Genomic DNA, 17,456 nt, shown 5'->3' with positions numbered 1-17,456 from the left:
CACCCTGATGCGTCGCGTCGGCGCCGTCGTCGGCGGGATCGCCGTCGCGAGCCTCACGCTCACCGGATGCCTGTACGCGATGATCCCCGAGGAGGGCGGCGTCGCCGCCCCCACCACGAGCGCGGCTCCCGACACCGACGGCGTGGCGGCCGAGCTGCTGCCGTTCTACGAGCAGACACTCGACTGGGCCGCGTGCGGCTCGGAGTTCGACTGCACGACCGTCGCCGTGCCGCTGGACTGGGACGACCCGACCGTGGGCGAGATCGAGCTGTCCGTCATCCGCCACCGGGCGACCTCGGGAGACCCGATCGGGTCGCTGCTGACCAATCCCGGCGGGCCGGGGTCGAGCGGCGTCTCGCTGATCCGTGACTCGCTGACCTTCGCCGTGGGCGAAGAGGTGGTGGATGCCTACGACGTCGTCGGATTCGACCCGCGCGGCGTCGGCGCGTCCACGGCGGTGACCTGCTTCGACGCGGCCGAGATGGATGCGTACCTGTACGACATCCCGGAGGATCCGCGCGGAAGCGATGGCTGGACCGCGGAGCTCGAGGAGCGCAACCAGGAGTTCGCGGATGCATGCGAGGCGGGCAGCGACGGCATCCTGCCCTACATCACCACCGACAACGCCGCTCGCGACATGGACGTGCTCCGGGCCGTGCTGGGCGACGCGCAGCTGAACTATCTCGGGTATTCCTACGGAACATTCCTCGGGGCGACGTACGCCAAGCTCTACCCGGAGAAGGTCGGGCGCCTCGTGCTCGACGGCGCGATCGATCCCTCCATCTCCGGACTCGAGGTCGGCACGACGCAGGCCCTCGGTTTCGAGTCCGCGCTGCGGGCGTACATGGCCGATTGCCTCGATGGTCAGGAATGCCCCTTCCGAGGCTCGGTCGACGATGCCATGGCCGACCTCGGAATCCTGCTCGCCGCCGTCGACGCCGAGCCCCTGCCCGCGGCGGACGGGCGGCAGCTGGGCGCGGACTCGCTCATGACCGGGATCATCGCCGCCCTGTACTCCCAGGACAGCTGGCCCTTCCTCACCCAGGCGCTGACCGACGCTCTGGCCGGCGACCCGACCCTCGCGTTCACGCTGGCCGACTTCTACAACGGCCGGGAGGGCGGCGAGTACACCGACAATTCCGCCGAGGCCTTCCGCGCTTACAACTGCCTGGACTACCCCGACGACGCCACCGACGCGGAGGAGCAGGCGGCGGAAGACCTCATCGCCGCCGAAGCGCCGACGATCGCGCCGTACTGGTCGGGCCCCGACCCCTGCGATGCGTGGCCGGCCGCTCCGACCGGGGTGCGCGAGGAGATCACCGCGGACGGCGCGGCGCCCATCCTCGTCGTCGGCACGACCAACGACCCCGCGACCCCGTACGAATGGTCGGTGGCGCTTGCCGATCAACTGTCGTCCGGCGTTCTGATCACGCGCGTGGGTGAGGGTCACACGGGCTACAACAAGGGGAACGCCTGCGTGGATGACGCCGTCGACGCGTATCTCCTGAACGGCACCGTCCCCGACGGCGACATCACCTGCGAGTGACCCGGCGCCGATGGTTCGCGGCGGCGTTCACGAGGCTGTAAGATCGTTGATCGTGCATCGCGCAAGCGGGGCGCGCCACCTTAGCTCAGTCGGCAGAGCGATTCACTCGTAATGAATAGGTCAAGGGTTCGATTCCCTTAGGTGGCTCAGACGCGAAGGGGGTCGCATCCGCGGCCCCTGTCGCCCTCTCCACCGGAGGATCGCCGATGCACGGAGCGGTCGACACAGTCGCCGAGATCTTCGCGTGGCTCGGATTCGGTGTCGGCACTCTGGTTGCCGGGCTCGCGCTCATCCTCTATCTCGTCGACGGCACGTGGCGACCCGTGCGCATCGTCATCGACGACGCACCCGAGGGTCGGGTCGCTCGCTGGTTCGGCGATGACGGTGTCGGTCAGGCCGTGCTGACCGCGGAGCAGGAGCAGGCGATCGGTCACGACGACACCGCCGACGCCTTCGCCCGCCAGGGGAGCCGTGACCGCCTGCGCCTTACCGCGCATTCGCCGCTCGTGCGGGCCGTGACCTGGTTCGCCGTGGGGTTCCTCGGCGTCGGCGTCGTGTCGCTCGGCGTCTCGATCGCGCTGATCTTCGTGCGCGGGTGACCGCGTCAGCCGACCGCGAGCATCCCGCCGGCGACGAGCGCCAGAACGAGGCCGATCCACTGCACGCCCGCGACGCGCTCCCGGAGCACGAGCGCGGCGAGGAGGATCGTGCCGGCGGGGTAGAGCGCCGTGAGGGCGGAGACCACCGCGAGGTCCCCCGATCGCAGCGCCACGAGGGCTGCGACGTTCGCTCCCACGTCGAGCAGCCCGCATCCGATCGCCAGCCACCAGGGTGAGATCTGCGGACCGCGCCCAGCCGCCGTCGGGGCCCCGCCGGCGTGCTCGAGGTCGACGTGGCCGCTCGGCGCGGCACCCACGCGCGCGCCGACGGGCAGAAGAGCGTGCGTCGCCGGCCGCCCGCGCCGCCGGGCGATGACGACCATGCCGAGCACCACGGCGCCGGTGATGACGGTGCTCGTCGCGCGGTTGACGACGAGGGGAACGAGACCGCTCGCCTCGCTGGTCTGATCGAGCGCGATGAGGAACGCGCCGATCGCGGCGCCGGCGCCCAGGGCCATCAGGAGGCCGCGGAGGCTCGGGCGGACCACCTTCTCGCCGGGGATGAATCCCACCAGGATGACCGCGACGAGCGCGATCGCGAGCCCGGCGTAGCCCAGGGCGCTGAAGGCCTCGCCCTGAACGAGCAGCCCCCACGACATCGGGGCGATCGCCGTCACGACGGCCGTCAGCGGAGAGAGGATGCTCATCGGCCCGATCGCGAGGCACGCGTAGAGGAGCACGATGGCGACGACGCCGAGCATGCCGGAGAGCAGTCCCCACATCACATCGGTGCTCAGCCAAGCGCCGCCGACGAGCGGCAGGGCGGCGAGGAGGGCGAGGAGACCGGTGGCGGCCGCGACCGCGGTGACGACGATGGAGCGCAGCCGTCGCGCGGCGAGACCACCGAGGAAGTCGGCGGAGCCGTAGACGAGGGCCCCGGCGAAGGCGATCAGCGCGGCGAACATCGGGATCAGCCTACGGGCGTCCGTCCGGGGACGGATATCGCTAGATAGGCTAGCTATATGCCCTCGCCGCAGCACGTCCGCCGTACGCCCCCACGCTGGGCGCGGATCGGCATCCCGATCGTCCTCGTCCTCGTCTGGCTGGTCGGAGGCTCCATCGGGGGCCCGTACTTCGGAAAGGTCGACGAGGTCGCCACCAACGATCAGTCCAGCTTCCTCCCCGAGAGCGCCGACGCCACGCAGGTCTCGGAACGGCTGCCGGAGTTCCTCGGCGACGACACCATCCCGGCCGTCGTGGTCGTCACCGGCGACGGCGCCCTCTCCGACGACGACCTCGCGGAGATCACCGAACTTTCCGACGAGATCGCGGACCTTCCCGGCGTCGTGGACGGCGTCTCCCCGCCGATCGTCTCGGAGGACGCGGAGGCGGCCCAGATCTTCGTGCCGATCGACTCCTCGGGCGAGGTGCGCGAGACGGTCGAGGAGATCCGCGACCTCATCGAGGCCGACCTCTCCGACGGCATGCAGGGCTGGGTCACCGGTCCGGCCGGGTTCACCTCGGATCTGACCGAGGGCTTCCTCGGCATCGACGGTCTGCTCCTCGCGGTCGCCCTCATCGCGGTCTTCGTGATCCTCGTGATCGTCTATCGGTCGCCCCTGTTGCCGATCCTCGTGCTGCTCACGAGCGTGTTCGCGCTGTGCGTCGCGCTGCTGGTCGTGTGGTGGCTCGCGTTCGCCGACGTCTTCGTGTTGAACGGCCAGGTGCAGGGCATCCTCTTCATCCTCGTGATCGGCGCGGCGACCGACTACGCGCTGCTGTACGTCGCCCGCTTCCGTGAGGCCGTGGGCGAGGGACTCGGACGCTGGGATGCGGCCCTCCGGGCGTGGCGGGGCGCGTTCGAGCCCATCCTCGCGTCCGGCGGCACCGTGATCGCCGGACTCCTGTGTCTGCTGCTCAGCGACCTCGCGACTAACCGCGCCCTCGGCCCGATCGCCTCCATCGGCATCGTCTTCTCGATGCTGTCCGCTCTGACCTTCCTGCCCGCGCTGCTGGCGCTGTTCGGTCGAGCCGCCTTCTGGCCGTTCATCCCGAAGAACCCACCCGCGCAGATCCCCGACGATCTGACCCGGCCGGTCGCCGGATTCTGGCAGCGGCAGGCGCGCCTGGTCGCGCGTCACGCGCGCCCCGTCTGGATCATCAGCACCGTCGTCCTCCTCGCCGCCGCCGTGGGCGTCACCCAGCTGAAAGCCGACGGCGTCGCCACCAGCGACCTCGTGCTCGGCGCCTCCGAGGCGCGCGATGGTCAGGACGTGCTCGCCGAGCACTTCCCGGCGGGGTCGGGAAGCCCGGTGTACGTGATCGTCCCCGAGTCCGATCTGGCCGCGGCCGCCGAGGTGCTCGATGAGAACGAGGGTGTGGATGCCGTCGCCGTCGCGAGCGACGATTCGCCCACCGGTCAGGCGAGCGTCGTCGTCAATGACGGCGAGGCGACGATCGAGGCGTTCGGACCCCCGGGATCCGCGGCGCCCGAGCCGACCCTCTCCGACGGCGACGTGCTCCTGATCGGAACCCTCACCGATGCGGCGGACTCGGTCGCTGCCGAGGACACCGTGCGCGAGCTGCGCATCGCGTACGACCAGGAGCTGGGGGAGGGAACGGTCCTCGTCGGCGGGGTGACGGCGACCGACATCGACTCGAACGACACCTCGATCCGGGACCGGACCGTGATCATCCCGGTCGTGCTGGCGGTGATCCTCATCATCCTCATGCTGCTGCTGCGGGCGGTGCTCGCCCCGGTGCTGCTGGTGGCGAGCGTCATCCTCTCCTTCGGGTCGGCCCTCGGCGTGTCGGCTCTCGTCTTCAACGGCGTCTTCGCCTTCCCGGGCGCCGATCCGGCAGTGCCGCTGTACGGATTCGTCTTCCTCGTCGCCCTCGGCGTGGACTACAACATCTTCCTCATGTCGAGAGTGAGGGAGGAATCGCTCGTCCACGGCACCCGGCGCGGAATCCTGCGCGGACTCGTCGCCACCGGCGGGGTGATCACCTCCGCCGGGCTCGTTCTGGCGGCGACGTTCGCCGCGCTCGGGGTCATTCCGATCCTGTTCCTCGCGCAGATCGCCTTCATCGTGGCGTTCGGCGTGCTGCTGGACACCTTCGTCGTGCGCTCCCTGCTCGTGCCGGCCCTGTCGTACGACATCGGCCGGGCGATCTGGTGGCCGTCGAAACTCGCGCGACGGGAGGACTCGGCGCGCGGCGGCGCATCCGGAGCGGGATCGTCGGATGACGGGCAGCCGGCGGAGGAACTCAGGGCCGATGACGGCCACGCCCTGACACGAGCGGAGTACCGGCGTACGCTCGAAGAATGAGCACGGCCCTGTTGATCGTCGACGTCCAGAACGATTTCACGGAGGGTGGTGCCCTCGGGGTGGAAGGCGGTGACGACGTCGCCCGCCGCATCAGCGAGCATGTCGCCGCCCATCGCGACGACTACGCCATCGTCGTCGCGTCGCGGGACTGGCACGACGGCGACAACGACAACGGCGGTCACTTCGCCGACGGCGAGCCCGATTTCATCGACACGTGGCCCGTCCACTGCGTCGCGGGTACGGCGGGCGCCGAGTACGACGACCATTTCGACACGACCGGCGTGACCCACCATCTCAAGAAGGGCAGGGGGGAGCCCGCGTACTCGCTGTTCGAAGGCGAGACCGACGACGGCCGCACCGTCGTGCAGCTGCTCGAAGAGCACGGCGTGCTCGACATCGACGTCGTCGGCATCGCCACCGACTACTGCGTACGTGCTTCCGCCCTGGACGCCATCGCGGCCGGTCGGCGCGTGAGGGTGCTCACGGACCTGGTCGCCGGGGTCGCGCCCGACTCGAGCGATCGCGCCCTCGCCGAGATCGCCCACGCGGGTGGCGCGCTGGCCGCGTCTGTGGATTGATCCACCAGCGGGTGCGCGTGCCGCGTAGTCTCGAAGAGTGACCGACGACGAGCCGGAAGCCTCCGCCCCCGACCGCGTGACCAATCCTGTCGCCGTGGCCGGCCTCGTGCTCGCGATCGTGGCGATGCTGCTCAGCGTGATCAGCCCCGGCCTGTCGATCCTCGTCGGCGTCCCCGCCGTGGCGTGCAGCGCATTCGGATTCCGCCTGCATCAGCTGGGGCGCGGAGGGCGCTTCCCGGCCGCAGCAGGGCTCGTCGTCGGCGCGGCGGCCGTCATCCTGCCGATCGCCCTCCTCCTGGCGCTCTGACCGGCGTGGAGAACGTCGATCCCTCTGACGCGCCCTCCGCAGATCGCGTGGATGACGCGCGCCCTCGCCCGACGCCGCTCTGGGCGCTGCTGTCGCGGTGGCTCCTGTCGACCGAAGCCTGGCTGAGATCGCACGGCGGCGCGAGGCTGCGCTGGACGCTGCGCGGTGGCTGGGCGCTGGTCGCCGCGGTGGGCGTGCTCCTGCTGGTGGGTCCCGTCATCAACCCGCCGTTGACGCTGGATGACCTGCTCGATTCCGCTGAGAGCGCCACCGACAGCTGGATCGCCCGCGAGTTCGACGCCGCCTACACGCTGCTGCCGCAGAGCGACGGCCGTCTGGATGCCGAGGTCACCGAGACCATCACGGCGCTCTTTCCCGACGATCTCGATCAATCGACGATCGAGCGCACGCTGCCGACGCAGTACGAGGGGCATGATCTGCGCACGGAGATCATCGAGGTGACGCTCGACGACGTAGCGGTGACACCCGCGGTGCGTGACACCGGCGATCAGCTGCGCGTGCAGGTCGATGCCGGCCGAGAGCTGTCCGGTGATCACACCCTCGTGCTGCGCTATCGCCCCCACGACCTCGCGTTCTCGGGGATCGACGCGGCGACGGGCCGCGACGCCGACCTCGTCGAGTGGAGCGTGCTCGGTCCGGACTGGCCGCACGGCATGGCGGTGTTGAACGTGAGCGTCACGCTGCCCGACCACCTCGATTCCGAGCTCGTGCGCAGCCCGCGAGGGGCGGCCGCGTGGAGCCTCGTCGGCGGCGGGGAGTGGCTGGAGCCGGAAGCGGACTCCCCGCCGTCGAGCGTGACGTACGCGTTCACGCTCGAGCAGCACATGCCCCCGCACTCGCAGGCATGGTTCACCCTCGTCTTCCCCGCCGGCACCGTCGCGATGCCTCCGCCCTCGCCCCTCTTCCTCGTCCAGTCGTTCGGGCCTCTCGTTCCGCTCGCGGTCCTTCTCGTCTCGCTCCTGTTCGCCCTTGCCGCCCGGGCGGTCGCCTGGAGCGATGCCCGAGGGCGGCCGTGGTACGTCGCTCAGCACGATCCGCCGGAGGGTGTGGATGTGCGCACCGCGGCTCAGCTCCTGGGTGCGGTCCGCACGCGCGAACTCGCCCTCGCGATCGATCGCCTCGGTGGCGGCCGCCGCACCGAGCACCTGGCGGCGGTGGGGCGTGCGGCTGCGCGGACGGGTCGATTCGGCGACCGCTTCCGGGCGGCGGCCGCTTTCCGGCTCGATCCCGCCCGCGGTGCGCAGCTGAGGGAGGGATACCGCCGCATCCCCCGAGGGTTCGTGCGCGACGCGTTCCTGAGTGCTCCGCCGGCGCTGTCACTCCTGCAGCTGGGACTGATCCGGCAACTCTCCCACCAGGCCACGCTCGCGATCGTGTGGTGGCCGGTCGCCTTCGTCGCCCTCTCGCTCGTGCTCACCGCGGCGATCTTCTGGATCGCGCTGTCGGCGCGCCCGCTGACTCGTCGAGGCGCCCTCGTGAGGCAGCATCTGCTGGGCGTGCGTCTTCAGGCCGAACGAACGGAGCTGATCGCGCGCTCGCCGCTGAGCGATCGACTCGTTCCCTACGCCGTCCTCACCGGCGATCCGAGGCCGACCGGCGAGGTCGTCTTCTCGCGCGTGGCCGACGAGCTCGGCGCCGACGATCTCCGGCGGTGGCGCACGCGCGACTTCGTGACCTGGCCGAGGCTTCTCGTGCGCGCTCTGGCGGTGCTGGCCGTCGCCGGGGCTGTGGCCGTCGTCGCGGTCGTGCCCAACCCCTATGAGCGTGGAGGCACGAGTGCGTCGTGGGACTTCGCCGCGGCCGGCACCCTCTACACGCAGGTGAGCGCCGTCGACATCGACGCGACGATGGAGCTCGTCGCCGGGGATCCGGTCCTGGCCGTCACGGAGCGCGTCGACGTGACGTTCGAGGAGGGGGCCGCGCGCGTCCCGCAGTTCGCTCAGCGATTCCCGGCCGAGGTGGACGGCCAGGACATCGGTTTCGAGGTCGCCGCGGTGCGCGTCGACGGCGACGCCGTCGACTACACCGCCTCGCGGGTGGGTGCCCAGATCGAGGTCTCGACGGCTCTGCCGCGGGTGTTGGAGGGCGAGCACACGGTCGAGATCGCGTACGCGATCGAGCATCCGGTCACCGTCGGCGTCGGATCGCCGGTGTCGGGACACGACGAAGAGACGGTGCAGCGAATCCGCTGGAGTGCGCTGCTGGACGGATGGGAGAGCGGATGGGCGCACCCGTCGGCGCCGTCGGCACGCGTCTCGATCGCCATCCCGGATGACCTCGCCCAGACAGCACTGTCCGCCGGATGGCTGCGGGAGGACCCGGACACCGCCGAGGAGGCGCGGGACTGGCGGGAATCGGGATTCCCGTTCGGTACGGCCGTCGAGGAGCTGGAGCGTGGGCTCCCGGACTCCGACGCCAGCGGGACTCTGACCGAGGAGCAGATCAGGGACGGGTCCGTGGTCACTCACGTGCTCGAGACAGCCGAGGGGGAATACGGATATCCCACCTCCGGCACCTACTCCGACCTCGGTGTCCTGCTGGAGTTCCCCGCCGGGTCCTTCACCGTCGACCGGGCCGGGTGGACGCAGCATCGCCTGTCCCAGGTGTTCCCGATCGTGCTCGTCGGCGTCCTCACCGCCGCGGCTCTCGCACTCGCGGTGCTGGCCGCGGTTGTCGTCCGTGTCCGCCGATCCCGTCGGTTTTCCCGCGGCACGTTCCGCGAGGCGATGTGGGTGCTCCCCCCGGCGTTCGCGGTCGCCGCCCTGATCGTGTTCTTCTGGGCGACGGCCGACATGCCGTCGGACTGGCGGGAGTTCCCGGCTCTCGCGGGGGGAGCGCTCACGGCGATCGCCGCGAGCGTGGCCGGCTGGATCCTCGTGCGCCCGGAGGCCTCCCGCGCTCGCGCTCGGACCGACGCGGACGTCAGAGCGGAGTGACGTCGTCTCCGACCCGGATGGTCCCGCCACCGTGTCGGGGGAGCAGGAGAACACCCAGGGTCGGCTCCGATTGGGCGAACTCCTTCGTGAGCAGGCCGAGGAGGCGCGCATCCCGAACGCCCGTGTCGGGATTGACGGTGATCGCCGCACAGCGGCCGATGGGCCGCTCGATGTCGAACTCCATCCCGCCGATGCGCAGCGATCCGCGCCAGCTCAGCTCCTCCCAGGCGTGGGTGTCTCCGATGACGATGTTCGATCGAAAACGGCGATCGTCGATGGCGACCGGCGCGGCATCCGCCACCGCGTGCACCGACGCGGCTCCGTGCAGCGACACATATCCGCGGGCGCGGTCCTGGAAGCGCGAGGTCAGCCCGTCGCCGATGAGGTGGAGGGGCATGACGCCGTCCGCACGGAGAAGACGGGCGTCGGCGGTGCGGGTGAGCCACCCGCCGATCGCATCCGCCGCCTCTCGGCGACCCTCATCGTCGAGGACCGTGTCGAGCACGAGGCCTTCCTCGTCGTCGTGGATGCGCAGGCGCCGCTCTGCGGCGTCGAACGTCGTGCGCAGCCTCGCGAGAGAGGCGAAGCGCATGAGCGAGAGGCCGCGCGCCTTCGGCCAGTGATCGAGCCCGCCGTCGGAATCGGGCGTCACGGCGTCGGCGAACCGGAAGGCCAGTACCCGATCGCCTCGCACGCGACCGTCGGCGTCGATCTCGAGAGCGGTCAGCGCCTCGGGTGTGAAGCCCTTGACCGGGTAGCGGAAGAGAGCGGTGACCGTGGGCACGCCTCATCCTCGCACGCGGTGGCCGGGGCCTCTTCGCATGACGAGGTTGGTGGGCCCCGTGGGGCTCGAACCCACGACCCGCGGATTAAAAGTCCGATGCTCTACCGACTGAGCTAGAGGCCCGTGAACCTCCAGCCTAATGGGCGACGCGGCCGCCGACGCACCTCGCATAGCGTCGACGACCGCGTCGTCTTGGTCGCGGCCGGCCCTCCCCCGAGTCCGGCCGCCGGCGGTTCGAGCCTTACGGCATCAGAACCGAGTCGATGAGGTACACGGTCGCGTTGGCGGTCTGAACGCCACCGCAGATGACCATCGCGTCGTTGACCATCAGCTCGTCACCCGAGCCGGTGACCTCGACGTCGCCACCCTGGACCGTGGTCTGGGTTCCGACGACCTCGTCGGGGCTCAGCTGCCCGGGAACGACGTGGTACGTGAGGATCGAGGTGAGCAGCTCCGAGTCGGTGGAGAGCGTCTCGATCGTGGCGTCGTCGACCTGAGCGAACGCGTCGTCGACGGGCGCGAAGACGGTGAACTCGTCGCCGTTCAGGGTGTCGACGAGGTTGACGTCGGGGTTCAGCTCGCCACTGACGGCCGCGGTGAGCGTGGTCAGGAGCGGGTTGTTCGACGCGGCGACCGCGACGGGGTCCATGGCCATGCCCTCGACCGAGCCCGCGCCGTCCGGAACGGCCTCGGCGTAGTCGGCGCAGCCCGGGCCGACGAGCATGGCGGCGGGGTCCATGGTGTCTTCCTCCATGGCGTCGTCCTCCATGGGGGCGGTGGTCTCTTCCGTGGGCATGTCCTCGTCCATCGTCTCCGACGACGTGGAGCCGGAACAGGCCGACAGCGCGAACGTCGCGGCGACGGCGAGCGAGAGACCAGCAGTGATGTGCGACTTCTTGGTGAGCATGACTTTTACCTCCGGTGTAGGTGGCCGCGAGGGCCGGATCGTCGTCCGCAGAAGCGGCGTACACAGGCTCTTCGGAGCACCCGGGCGGGTGGATTGGAGATTCTCGGATCCGGTCTCTCCGCAGCCGCTCACAGCCGTCGACACACGTCAAGCGGACCGTACCGATACCGGATTCCTCGCGCGCGTGAGGCATGCTGGAGCGTATGGTCATTGACGGCGTCGACGTCCCCGAGGACGGCAGCGACCGCACCGATCACGTCGCCGAACTCCTCGAACGCATCGCCGGAGGCGACCAGAGCGCGTTCACCGCGCTGTACGGCATGCTCTCCTCGCGCGTTTTCGGTCTCATCCTGCGTGTGCTCGTCGACCGATCGCAGAGTGAAGAGGTCCTTCAGGAAGTGTTTCTGGAGGTGTGGCAATCCGCCGCGAAGTTCGCTCCGAAGAAAGGGCAAGGAAGGTCGTGGGTGCTCACGATCGCCCATCGCCGAGCCGTCGACCGCGTGCGGTCGTCGCAGGCGAGCAGCGATCGCGACGTCCGCGCCGGCATCCGTGACCTCGGAGTGGCATACGACGGGGTCGCGGAGCAGGTCGAACTGAAGCTCGAAGGACGACGCGTCTCGACGGCTCTGTCGGCCCTTCCCGACCCTCAGCGCGAGGCCATCGTCCTGGCGTACTACGGGGGTTACAGTCAAAGCGAGATCGCGGCGATGACAGGATCGCCGCTGGGAACGGTCAAGACCAGGATGCGCGACGGTCTGTCGCGGCTACGGGTCGAGATGGGGGTGAAAGCGTGAATCGGAACGAGTTCGCGGAGCTGTCGGCGGGGCACGCGGTGCACGCCCTGTCGGCCGACGACGAGCGCGCGTACGAAGCCGCGCTCGCCGCAAACCCGGAATGGCAGCACATCGCCGCCGCCGACGCCGATGCCGCGGCCCTGCTGGGCTCTGCCGTCCCCATCGTCGAGCCGCCCACGGCGATTCGCGAGGCACTCTTCGCCCGCATCGCCGAGACACCGCAGGTCCCCAAGGCACCGGCATCACCGCCGGTCCAGCCGTCGACGGCGCCGCGCACCGAAGCCATCCAGACCGTCGCACGGCAGAAGTGGATGCGCGGCATGTTCGCGCTCGCCGCGTCGCTCGTGCTGCTGGTGGCGCTCGGCTTCGGCGCGGTCACGATCAACGAGTACCTCACGCGGCCGGCATCCGTCGTCGCGCTCCAGCAGATCGAGGACGCCCCGGATTCGGAGGCGACGACTGCCGAGCTCGTCAGCGGCGAGGGTGCGGTCACGGCCTACTGGTCGGAGTCGCTGGGACAGGCCGTGCTCGTCTCCGACGATCTGCCCGACCTCGGCGACGACCAGACGTACGAGCTGTGGTTCGTGCGCGGGGAGGGTCCGGTATCGGCCGGCCTGTACAGTCCCGCTGACAGCGACGAGCCCGCGCTCCTGGAGGGCCAGTTCGAGCCGGGAGATGCCCTCGCGGTGACGATCGAACCCGCCGGCGGATCGCCGACCGGACAGCCGTCGACCGATCCGATCGTGGTCATCCCCACGGCGTGACGTCGTCGTCGGGCGCGTAGCCTGGACGCATGAGTGACGAGTCCCGGGAATTCCACAAGCCCGTGCGGCGCCCCGCGGAGCTGTTCGATCGGCTCTACTCGGCGCAGGACCCGGCTGAGGTCTCGCGCGCCGCACACTCGACCGCCCAGGCGCTGCTCTCGCGCGTGCGGGACGAGCCGGATGCGGCGGTCGTCGACCGCCTGGTGACCTTCACCGACGACCACGGGATCGACGACATCGCCGAGCTGTGGTCGCGTTCGCCGGCGTCGAGCCTGCCGGGCGCGCTGTGGCGGCTGTACCTGCTGCAGCTGATGATCCACGACGATCCCGGCACGGCGGCGCTGCTGTACGAGCGCGGGCGCGCGGAGCTCGCCTCCGCCGACGACGTCGTCGCGGGTGCTCCCACGCCTGCCGGGCCGGAGGAGCTGGTCGCGCTCATCGACGTCATCCTGCGCGGCGCGTTCAGCGGGGACTTCGCGGTGGCGTTGGAGCGTGCGGCGGCGTTCTGCCGCATCCAGGCTGCCGGATCCACCCACCTCGCCGACGACTACGAGCCGACGGAGTCCGACCGTGCGAGTGCGCTCACGCGCCGAGCGCTCCGCCTGTCCGACTACGGCACCGATCTCGCGACCTGCGCCGGCCTGTGGCGGCGCGAGACCCTCACCTGATCGCACCGGCACCCGCACTGACGGGTCCAATCGCCTCACCGATGTCGGAGAATCGCGCCGATGTCGGAGAAAAGCGACGAATGTCTCCGACAAAGCGATGAATCTCCGACATCGGGCGTCGTGCGGTGGGGAGTGGATGAGGATGCGGATGCGCGTCCGGGCGGGCAGCGTCCGGGCCGGGCCGGGCAGCAAAGTGCCGGGCCGCAGAACGCCTCTCGGCGCAAGGCCGCTCGAAGCGGCAGAAGATGGAGCCCGGGGTTACTGCGGCCCGACTGTTCCAGTGTAACGGACCGTGCGCCGGGGGTATTCCGGGCGCCGTAGGCTCGTGCCATGGCTTGGAGATTCGCGCTCATCATCGACCCCGCCGACGCGGATGCGGCCGCCGCCGACTTCGCGGCGACGTTCCAGCAGGTCGACCCCGCGGCGCCCGCGCTCAGCATCGGCGAGCTGAGCACGCAGCGCGGCGACGGCATCTTCGAGTCCATCGGCGTCGTCGACGGGCACGCGCAGGAGGTCGGACCCCACCTGGACCGGCTGGCGCACTCGGCGCGGCTGTGCGACCTGCCGGCACCGAACCTTGCGCAGTGGCGTGAGGCGATCGCGGTCGCGGCCGCGGCATGCCCGCCGGGGGAGTGCGTGATCAAGCTCATCCTGAGCCGCGGCATCGAGCACGGACCCACCCCGACCGCGTGGGTCACGGCAGCATCCGCCCCCGACAACACCGCCGCCCGCACCGGCGGTGTCCGCGTGGTCACGCTCGACCGCGGCTTCGACAGCGCCGCTCCCGCACGGGCGCCGTGGCTGCTGCTCGGGGCCAAGACCCTGTCCTACGCCGTGAACATGGCGGCGATCCGCGAGGCGCGGCGACGCGGCGCCGATGACGCGCTGTTCGTCACGACCGACGGCATCGTGCTCGAGGGACCGACGAGCTCGGTCATCCTGCGATTCGGGGACCGGTTCGTCACGCCCGAACCGGGCGCGGGCATCCTGCACGGCACGACCCAGGTGAGCCTGTTCGCACACCTGCGCGACCTCGGCTTCGATGCCGCGTACGAGACGGTGCCGGTGTCCCGGCTGCACGAAGCGGATGCGGCGTGGCTCGTCTCGAGCGTGCGGCTCGCGGCTCCGGTGGTCGCGATCGACGGCGCGCAGCTGCCCCTCGACGCCGCCTTCACAGCATCGCTCAACGAGTACCTGCTCGCGCCTCGCGACTGAGCGGCGCGCTCACACAGCAGCGCCCGCACGGTGATCCGTGCGGGCGCTGTCTGACGAAGGCGGTCGATCACCCGAAGCGGCCGGAGACGTAGTCCTCGGTGGCCTGCTCCTGTGGGGTGGTGAACAGTGTCTTGGTGTCGTTGTACTCGATGAGCTTGCCGGGCTTGCCGGTGCCGGCGATGTTGAAGAAGGCGGTCTTGTCGCTCACGCGCGATGCCTGCTGCATGTTGTGCGTGACGATCACGACCGTGTACTCGTTCTTCAGCTCGCCGATCAGCTCCTCGATCGCGAACGTCGAGATGGGGTCAAGCGCCGAACAGGGCTCGTCCATCAGCAGCACATCGGGGGAGACGGCGATCGCGCGCGCGATGCACAGACGCTGCTGCTGACCGCCGGAGAGCCCCGAGCCCGGGCGGTCGAGACGGTCCTTGACCTCGTTCCAGAGGTTGGCGCCGCGCAGCGACCGCTCGACGAGGTCGTCGGCATCCTTCTTCGAGATGCGCTTGTTGTTCAGCTTGACGCCGGCCAGCACGTTCTCGCGGATCGACATCGTCGGGAACGGGTTCGGGCGCTGGAAGACCATGCCGACCTGGCGACGCACGGCGACCGGGTCGACGCCGTTGCCGTAGAGGTCGTCGCCGTCGAGGAGGACCTCACCCTCGACGCGGGCGCCGGGGATGACTTCGTGCATGCGGTTGAGGGTGCGCAGGAAGGTCGACTTGCCGCACCCGGACGGACCGATGAAGGCGGTCACCGAACGCGGCTCGATGTCGAGAGACACACCCTCGACGGCGAGGAAGTCGCCGTAGTAGACGTTGAGGTCGTTGACTTCGATGCTCTTGGACAAGACGGTTCTTTCTCTCGGGTGTGGGTCAGCGACCGGTCTTCGGGGCGAAGAACTTCGCGACCGCGCGAGCGGCGAGGTTCAGCACCATGACGATCAGGATCAGCGTCAGGGCCCCGGCCCAGGCGCGGGAGATGGCCGAGTCGGGACTGGTGCCCTGGTTGGCGTACTGGTTGTAGACGAACACCGGCAGCGTCATCATGTTGCCCTCGAACAGGTTGAGGTTGAGGCTCGCGGTATAGCCGGCCGTCAGCAGCAGGGGGGCCGTCTCTCCGATGACGCGGGCGATGGCGAGCATCACGCCGGTGGTGATGCCGGCGATCGAGGTGGGGAGGACCACCTTCACGATCGTGAGCCACTTCGGCACGCCGAGGGCGTACGAGGCCTCGCGCAGCTCGTTCGGCACCAGGCGGAGCATCTCCTCCGACGAGCGCACGACCACGGGGATCATCAGCACGCTCAGTGCGACCGCACCCATGAAGCCGTTCGAGATGCCGGGACCGAAGAAGACCACGAATAGCGAGTAGGCGAACAGACCCGCGACGATCGACGGGATGCCGGTCATCACGTCGACGAAGAAGGTGATGGCCTTGCCGAGCTTGCTGCGCGAGCCGTACTCCACCAGGTAGATGGAGGTCATCAGCCCGATCGGGACCGAGATGATCGTCGCCGCCAGCGTGATCAGCAGGGTGCCCCAGATGGCGTGGATCGCGCCGCCGCCATCGCCGATGACGTTGCGCATGCTGTACGTGAAGAACTCGATGTCGAAACGGGCGAGACCGTTGACGAGCACCGTGAACAGCAGGGAGATCAGCGGGAGGAGGGCCACCAGGAAGGCGGCCGACACGATGGCGGTGATGAAGCGGTCGGTCGCCTTGCGCTGACCTTCCACGATGGACGAGATGGCGTAGATCGCCGCGACGAACAGCAGGGTTCCGAGGAACACGGTGGCGGCGATGTTGAAGTCGCCGACGGGGTTGCCGATGTTGGCGAATCCGAACACGACCGCCATGAGGGCCCACGACGCTGCGAGGACGATCCACGGCGTCGCCTTCGGAAGGCGGCCGGTGGTGAGGGAGTTCGCCTTCGCCGGTGCGGCGGTCTTCTCGATGGTGGTCATCAGTTGGCTCCCGAGAACTCGGCGCGGCGCGCGACGATCCAGCGCGCCAGTGCGTTGACGCCGAAGGTGAGGACGAAGAGGACGAGACCGGTGGCGATGAGCACGCTGATGCCGTCACCGTAGGCCTCCGGGAACGACAGGGCGATGTTTGCGGGAATGGTGGTCGGGTTCGTCGCGGTGAGGAGCTCGAAGGTGACCACGCCCGACACGGACAGCACCATGGTCACGGCCATCGTCTCGCCGAGCGCGCGCCCGAGGGCGAGCATCGCCGCGGAGACCATTCCGCCGCGGGCGAAGGGGAGGACGGCCATCTTGATCATCTCCCAGCGGGTGGCGCCGAGCGCGAGAGCGGCTTCTTCGTGAAGTACCGGGGTCTGCAGGAACACCTCGCGGCAGATGGCGGTCATGATCGGCAGCACCATGATCGCGAGCACCAGGGCGGCGGTCAGGATGGTGCGGCCGGTGGCGGAGACCTGGCCGCCGAACAGCGGGATCCAGCCGAGGTATTCGTTCAGCCAGACGTAGAACGGCTGAGCCATGCCGGCGAAGACGAGGCCGCCCCAGAGGCCGAAGACGACGGAGGGCACGGCGGCGAGCAGATCGATGATGTAGCCGAGCACCGCGGAGATTCTGCGGGGCGCATAGTGCGAGATGAAGAGGGCGATGCCGATGGCGAAGGGTGCGGCGACGACCAGAGCGAGGATCGCCGACCAGATGGTGCCGAAGACGAGCGGCCACACGTACTCGAGGAACGAGCTGCCGTTGAGGATCGGGTTCTCGGCGGGGTCGGAGGTGAACGCCGGAACGGATTCGGCGATCAGGAAGACGGACACCGCGGCCAGCAGCACCAGGATGGTGATTCCTGCGGCCAGAGCGGTGCCCGAGAAGGCGAGGTCGCCAGGGCGGCGGCGTGCGCCGCGCTTGGTCTCGGTCTTCACGGGTGGGCGGTTGTCGGTGGTCGTCGCCATTTCTGTCCTTCGCCGGGAACCCATTGCCCCAGTATGTCTGCTGCGGGTCGGACGGGATATCCCGCCCTGCCCGACG

16 protein-coding genes and 2 tRNA genes are annotated in these 17,456 nt (G+C 69.7%); 11 read left to right on the top strand and 7 right to left on the bottom strand.

All coding sequences use genetic code 11. The features are described from left to right. Nucleotides 1-7: 7 nt before the first annotated feature. The 3 genes from ACGG9C_RS05055 to ACGG9C_RS05045 all read left to right on the top strand — a co-directional run bounded on the left by ACGG9C_RS05055 (nucleotide 8) and on the right by ACGG9C_RS05045 (nucleotide 2,145). On the top strand, nucleotides 8-1,546 hold the full coding sequence (locus ACGG9C_RS05055; protein ID WP_071044557.1) for an alpha/beta hydrolase: 1,539 nt from the start codon (nucleotides 8-10) through the stop codon (nucleotides 1,544-1,546). Between the two features lie 74 nt (nucleotides 1,547-1,620). Beyond that, nucleotides 1,621-1,693 (top strand) — tRNA-Thr (locus tag ACGG9C_RS05050). A gap of 59 nt (nucleotides 1,694-1,752) precedes the next feature. Further along, the gene (locus ACGG9C_RS05045; RefSeq protein WP_071044427.1) at nucleotides 1,753-2,145 is read left to right on the top strand and encodes a hypothetical protein; all 393 of its coding nucleotides are present in this window, start codon (nucleotides 1,753-1,755) and stop codon (nucleotides 2,143-2,145) included. Nucleotides 2,146-2,150: 5 nt separating this feature from the next. Here the strand turns inward: ACGG9C_RS05045 and ACGG9C_RS05040 are convergent, their stop codons facing one another. Further along, on the bottom strand, nucleotides 2,151-3,110 hold the full coding sequence (locus ACGG9C_RS05040) for an EamA family transporter (protein WP_390178360.1): 960 nt from the start codon (nucleotides 3,108-3,110) through the stop codon (nucleotides 2,151-2,153). Between the two features lie 57 nt (nucleotides 3,111-3,167). Between ACGG9C_RS05040 and ACGG9C_RS05035 the strand changes: the two genes are divergently transcribed. The 4 genes from ACGG9C_RS05035 to ACGG9C_RS05020 are packed head-to-tail and all read left to right on the top strand — an operon-like array spanning nucleotide 3,168 to nucleotide 9,316. After that, entirely contained in the window at nucleotides 3,168-5,474 is a 2,307-nt protein-coding gene (locus ACGG9C_RS05035) for an MMPL family transporter (RefSeq protein WP_390178359.1), read from the top strand. Continuing rightward, on the top strand, nucleotides 5,471-6,052 hold the full coding sequence (locus ACGG9C_RS05030; RefSeq protein WP_390178358.1) for an isochorismatase family protein: 582 nt from the start codon (nucleotides 5,471-5,473) through the stop codon (nucleotides 6,050-6,052). Before ACGG9C_RS05035 ends, ACGG9C_RS05030 begins: the two co-directional genes overlap by 4 nt. Nucleotides 6,053-6,089: 37 nt before the next feature. Next, nucleotides 6,090-6,359, top strand: a complete 270-nt coding sequence (locus ACGG9C_RS05025; protein ID WP_390178357.1) for a hypothetical protein — start codon at nucleotides 6,090-6,092, stop codon at nucleotides 6,357-6,359. A gap of 47 nt (nucleotides 6,360-6,406) precedes the next feature. Continuing rightward, nucleotides 6,407-9,316, top strand: a complete 2,910-nt coding sequence (locus ACGG9C_RS05020; protein WP_390178356.1) for a DUF2207 domain-containing protein — start codon at nucleotides 6,407-6,409, stop codon at nucleotides 9,314-9,316. Here the strand turns inward: ACGG9C_RS05020 and ACGG9C_RS05015 are convergent. The 3 genes from ACGG9C_RS05015 to ACGG9C_RS05005 all read right to left on the bottom strand — a co-directional run bounded on the left by ACGG9C_RS05015 (nucleotide 9,303) and on the right by ACGG9C_RS05005 (nucleotide 11,007). Beyond that, nucleotides 9,303-10,100: an MOSC domain-containing protein gene (locus ACGG9C_RS05015; RefSeq protein WP_390178355.1), complete on the bottom strand. Its 798-nt coding sequence runs from the start codon at nucleotides 10,098-10,100 to the stop codon at nucleotides 9,303-9,305. The two genes, ACGG9C_RS05020 and ACGG9C_RS05015, sit on opposite strands and share 14 nt — an antisense overlap. Nucleotides 10,101-10,147: 47 nt before the next feature. Further along, nucleotides 10,148-10,223: transfer RNA gene (locus tag ACGG9C_RS05010), tRNA-Lys, on the bottom strand. Nucleotides 10,224-10,341: 118 nt separating this feature from the next. Beyond that, nucleotides 10,342-11,007, bottom strand: a complete 666-nt coding sequence (locus ACGG9C_RS05005) for a fasciclin domain-containing protein (protein WP_390178354.1) — start codon at nucleotides 11,005-11,007, stop codon at nucleotides 10,342-10,344. Between the two features lie 191 nt (nucleotides 11,008-11,198). On the opposite strand from ACGG9C_RS05005, the gene sigK reads away from it, so the two are divergent. The 4 genes from sigK (at nucleotide 11,199) to ACGG9C_RS04985 (ending at nucleotide 14,448) form a co-directional block, all read left to right on the top strand. Further along, on the top strand, nucleotides 11,199-11,801 hold the full coding sequence (gene sigK / locus ACGG9C_RS05000) for an ECF RNA polymerase sigma factor SigK (RefSeq protein ID WP_176759402.1): 603 nt from the start codon (nucleotides 11,199-11,201) through the stop codon (nucleotides 11,799-11,801). Next, entirely contained in the window at nucleotides 11,798-12,565 is a 768-nt protein-coding gene (locus ACGG9C_RS04995; RefSeq protein ID WP_390178353.1) for an anti-sigma factor domain-containing protein, read from the top strand. The genes sigK and ACGG9C_RS04995 overlap by 4 nt, the downstream gene beginning before the upstream one ends. Nucleotides 12,566-12,594: 29 nt before the next feature. Beyond that, on the top strand, nucleotides 12,595-13,233 hold the full coding sequence (locus ACGG9C_RS04990; RefSeq protein ID WP_071044435.1) for a DNA-directed RNA polymerase subunit beta: 639 nt from the start codon (nucleotides 12,595-12,597) through the stop codon (nucleotides 13,231-13,233). Between the two features lie 330 nt (nucleotides 13,234-13,563). Beyond that, entirely contained in the window at nucleotides 13,564-14,448 is an 885-nt protein-coding gene (locus tag ACGG9C_RS04985; protein ID WP_390178352.1) for an aminodeoxychorismate lyase, read from the top strand. 67 nt (nucleotides 14,449-14,515) lie between these two features. On the opposite strand, the gene pstB is transcribed toward ACGG9C_RS04985, so the two are convergent. Genes pstB through pstC form a run of 3 tightly spaced genes read right to left on the bottom strand, consistent with a single transcriptional unit; the run spans nucleotide 14,516 to nucleotide 17,380 of the window. Then, on the bottom strand, nucleotides 14,516-15,295 hold the full coding sequence (pstB, locus tag ACGG9C_RS04980) for a phosphate ABC transporter ATP-binding protein PstB (protein ID WP_071044437.1): 780 nt from the start codon (nucleotides 15,293-15,295) through the stop codon (nucleotides 14,516-14,518). A gap of 25 nt (nucleotides 15,296-15,320) precedes the next feature. Continuing rightward, entirely contained in the window at nucleotides 15,321-16,412 is a 1,092-nt protein-coding gene (pstA, locus tag ACGG9C_RS04975; protein ID WP_390178351.1) for a phosphate ABC transporter permease PstA, read from the bottom strand. Then, nucleotides 16,412-17,380: a phosphate ABC transporter permease subunit PstC gene (pstC, locus tag ACGG9C_RS04970; RefSeq protein WP_071044439.1), complete on the bottom strand. Its 969-nt coding sequence runs from the start codon at nucleotides 17,378-17,380 to the stop codon at nucleotides 16,412-16,414. Before pstC ends, pstA begins: the two co-directional genes overlap by 1 nt. Nucleotides 17,381-17,456: the final 76 nt, after the last annotated feature.

The organism is Microbacterium sp. MTN4-26 (genome assembly GCF_042846595.1).
GTDB classification, from domain to species: domain Bacteria; phylum Actinomycetota; class Actinomycetes; order Actinomycetales; family Microbacteriaceae; genus Microbacterium; species Microbacterium luteum.
Note: the sequence above shows the minus strand (reverse complement) of the source record. Positions and strands in the feature narration are given on the sequence as shown.

Coding starts and splice junctions, on each gene's coding strand:
- ACGG9C_RS05055 (WP_071044557.1), top strand. CDS start 8: ATGCGTCGCGTCGGCGCCGTCGTCGGCGGGATCGCCGTCGCGAGCCTC.
- ACGG9C_RS04990 (WP_071044435.1), top strand. CDS start 12,595: ATGAGTGACGAGTCCCGGGAATTCCACAAGCCCGTGCGGCGCCCCGCG.
- ACGG9C_RS05040 (WP_390178360.1), bottom strand. CDS start 3,110: ATGTTCGCCGCGCTGATCGCCTTCGCCGGGGCCCTCGTCTACGGCTCC.
- ACGG9C_RS05030 (WP_390178358.1), top strand. CDS start 5,471: ATGAGCACGGCCCTGTTGATCGTCGACGTCCAGAACGATTTCACGGAG.
- ACGG9C_RS05035 (WP_390178359.1), top strand. CDS start 3,168: ATGCCCTCGCCGCAGCACGTCCGCCGTACGCCCCCACGCTGGGCGCGG.
- ACGG9C_RS04985 (WP_390178352.1), top strand. CDS start 13,564: ATGGCTTGGAGATTCGCGCTCATCATCGACCCCGCCGACGCGGATGCG.
- pstA (WP_390178351.1), bottom strand. CDS start 16,412: ATGACCACCATCGAGAAGACCGCCGCACCGGCGAAGGCGAACTCCCTC.
- pstC (WP_071044439.1), bottom strand. CDS start 17,380: ATGGCGACGACCACCGACAACCGCCCACCCGTGAAGACCGAGACCAAG.
- ACGG9C_RS05005 (WP_390178354.1), bottom strand. CDS start 11,007: ATGCTCACCAAGAAGTCGCACATCACTGCTGGTCTCTCGCTCGCCGTC.
- ACGG9C_RS05045 (WP_071044427.1), top strand. CDS start 1,753: ATGCACGGAGCGGTCGACACAGTCGCCGAGATCTTCGCGTGGCTCGGA.
- sigK (WP_176759402.1), top strand. CDS start 11,199: ATGCTGGAGCGTATGGTCATTGACGGCGTCGACGTCCCCGAGGACGGC.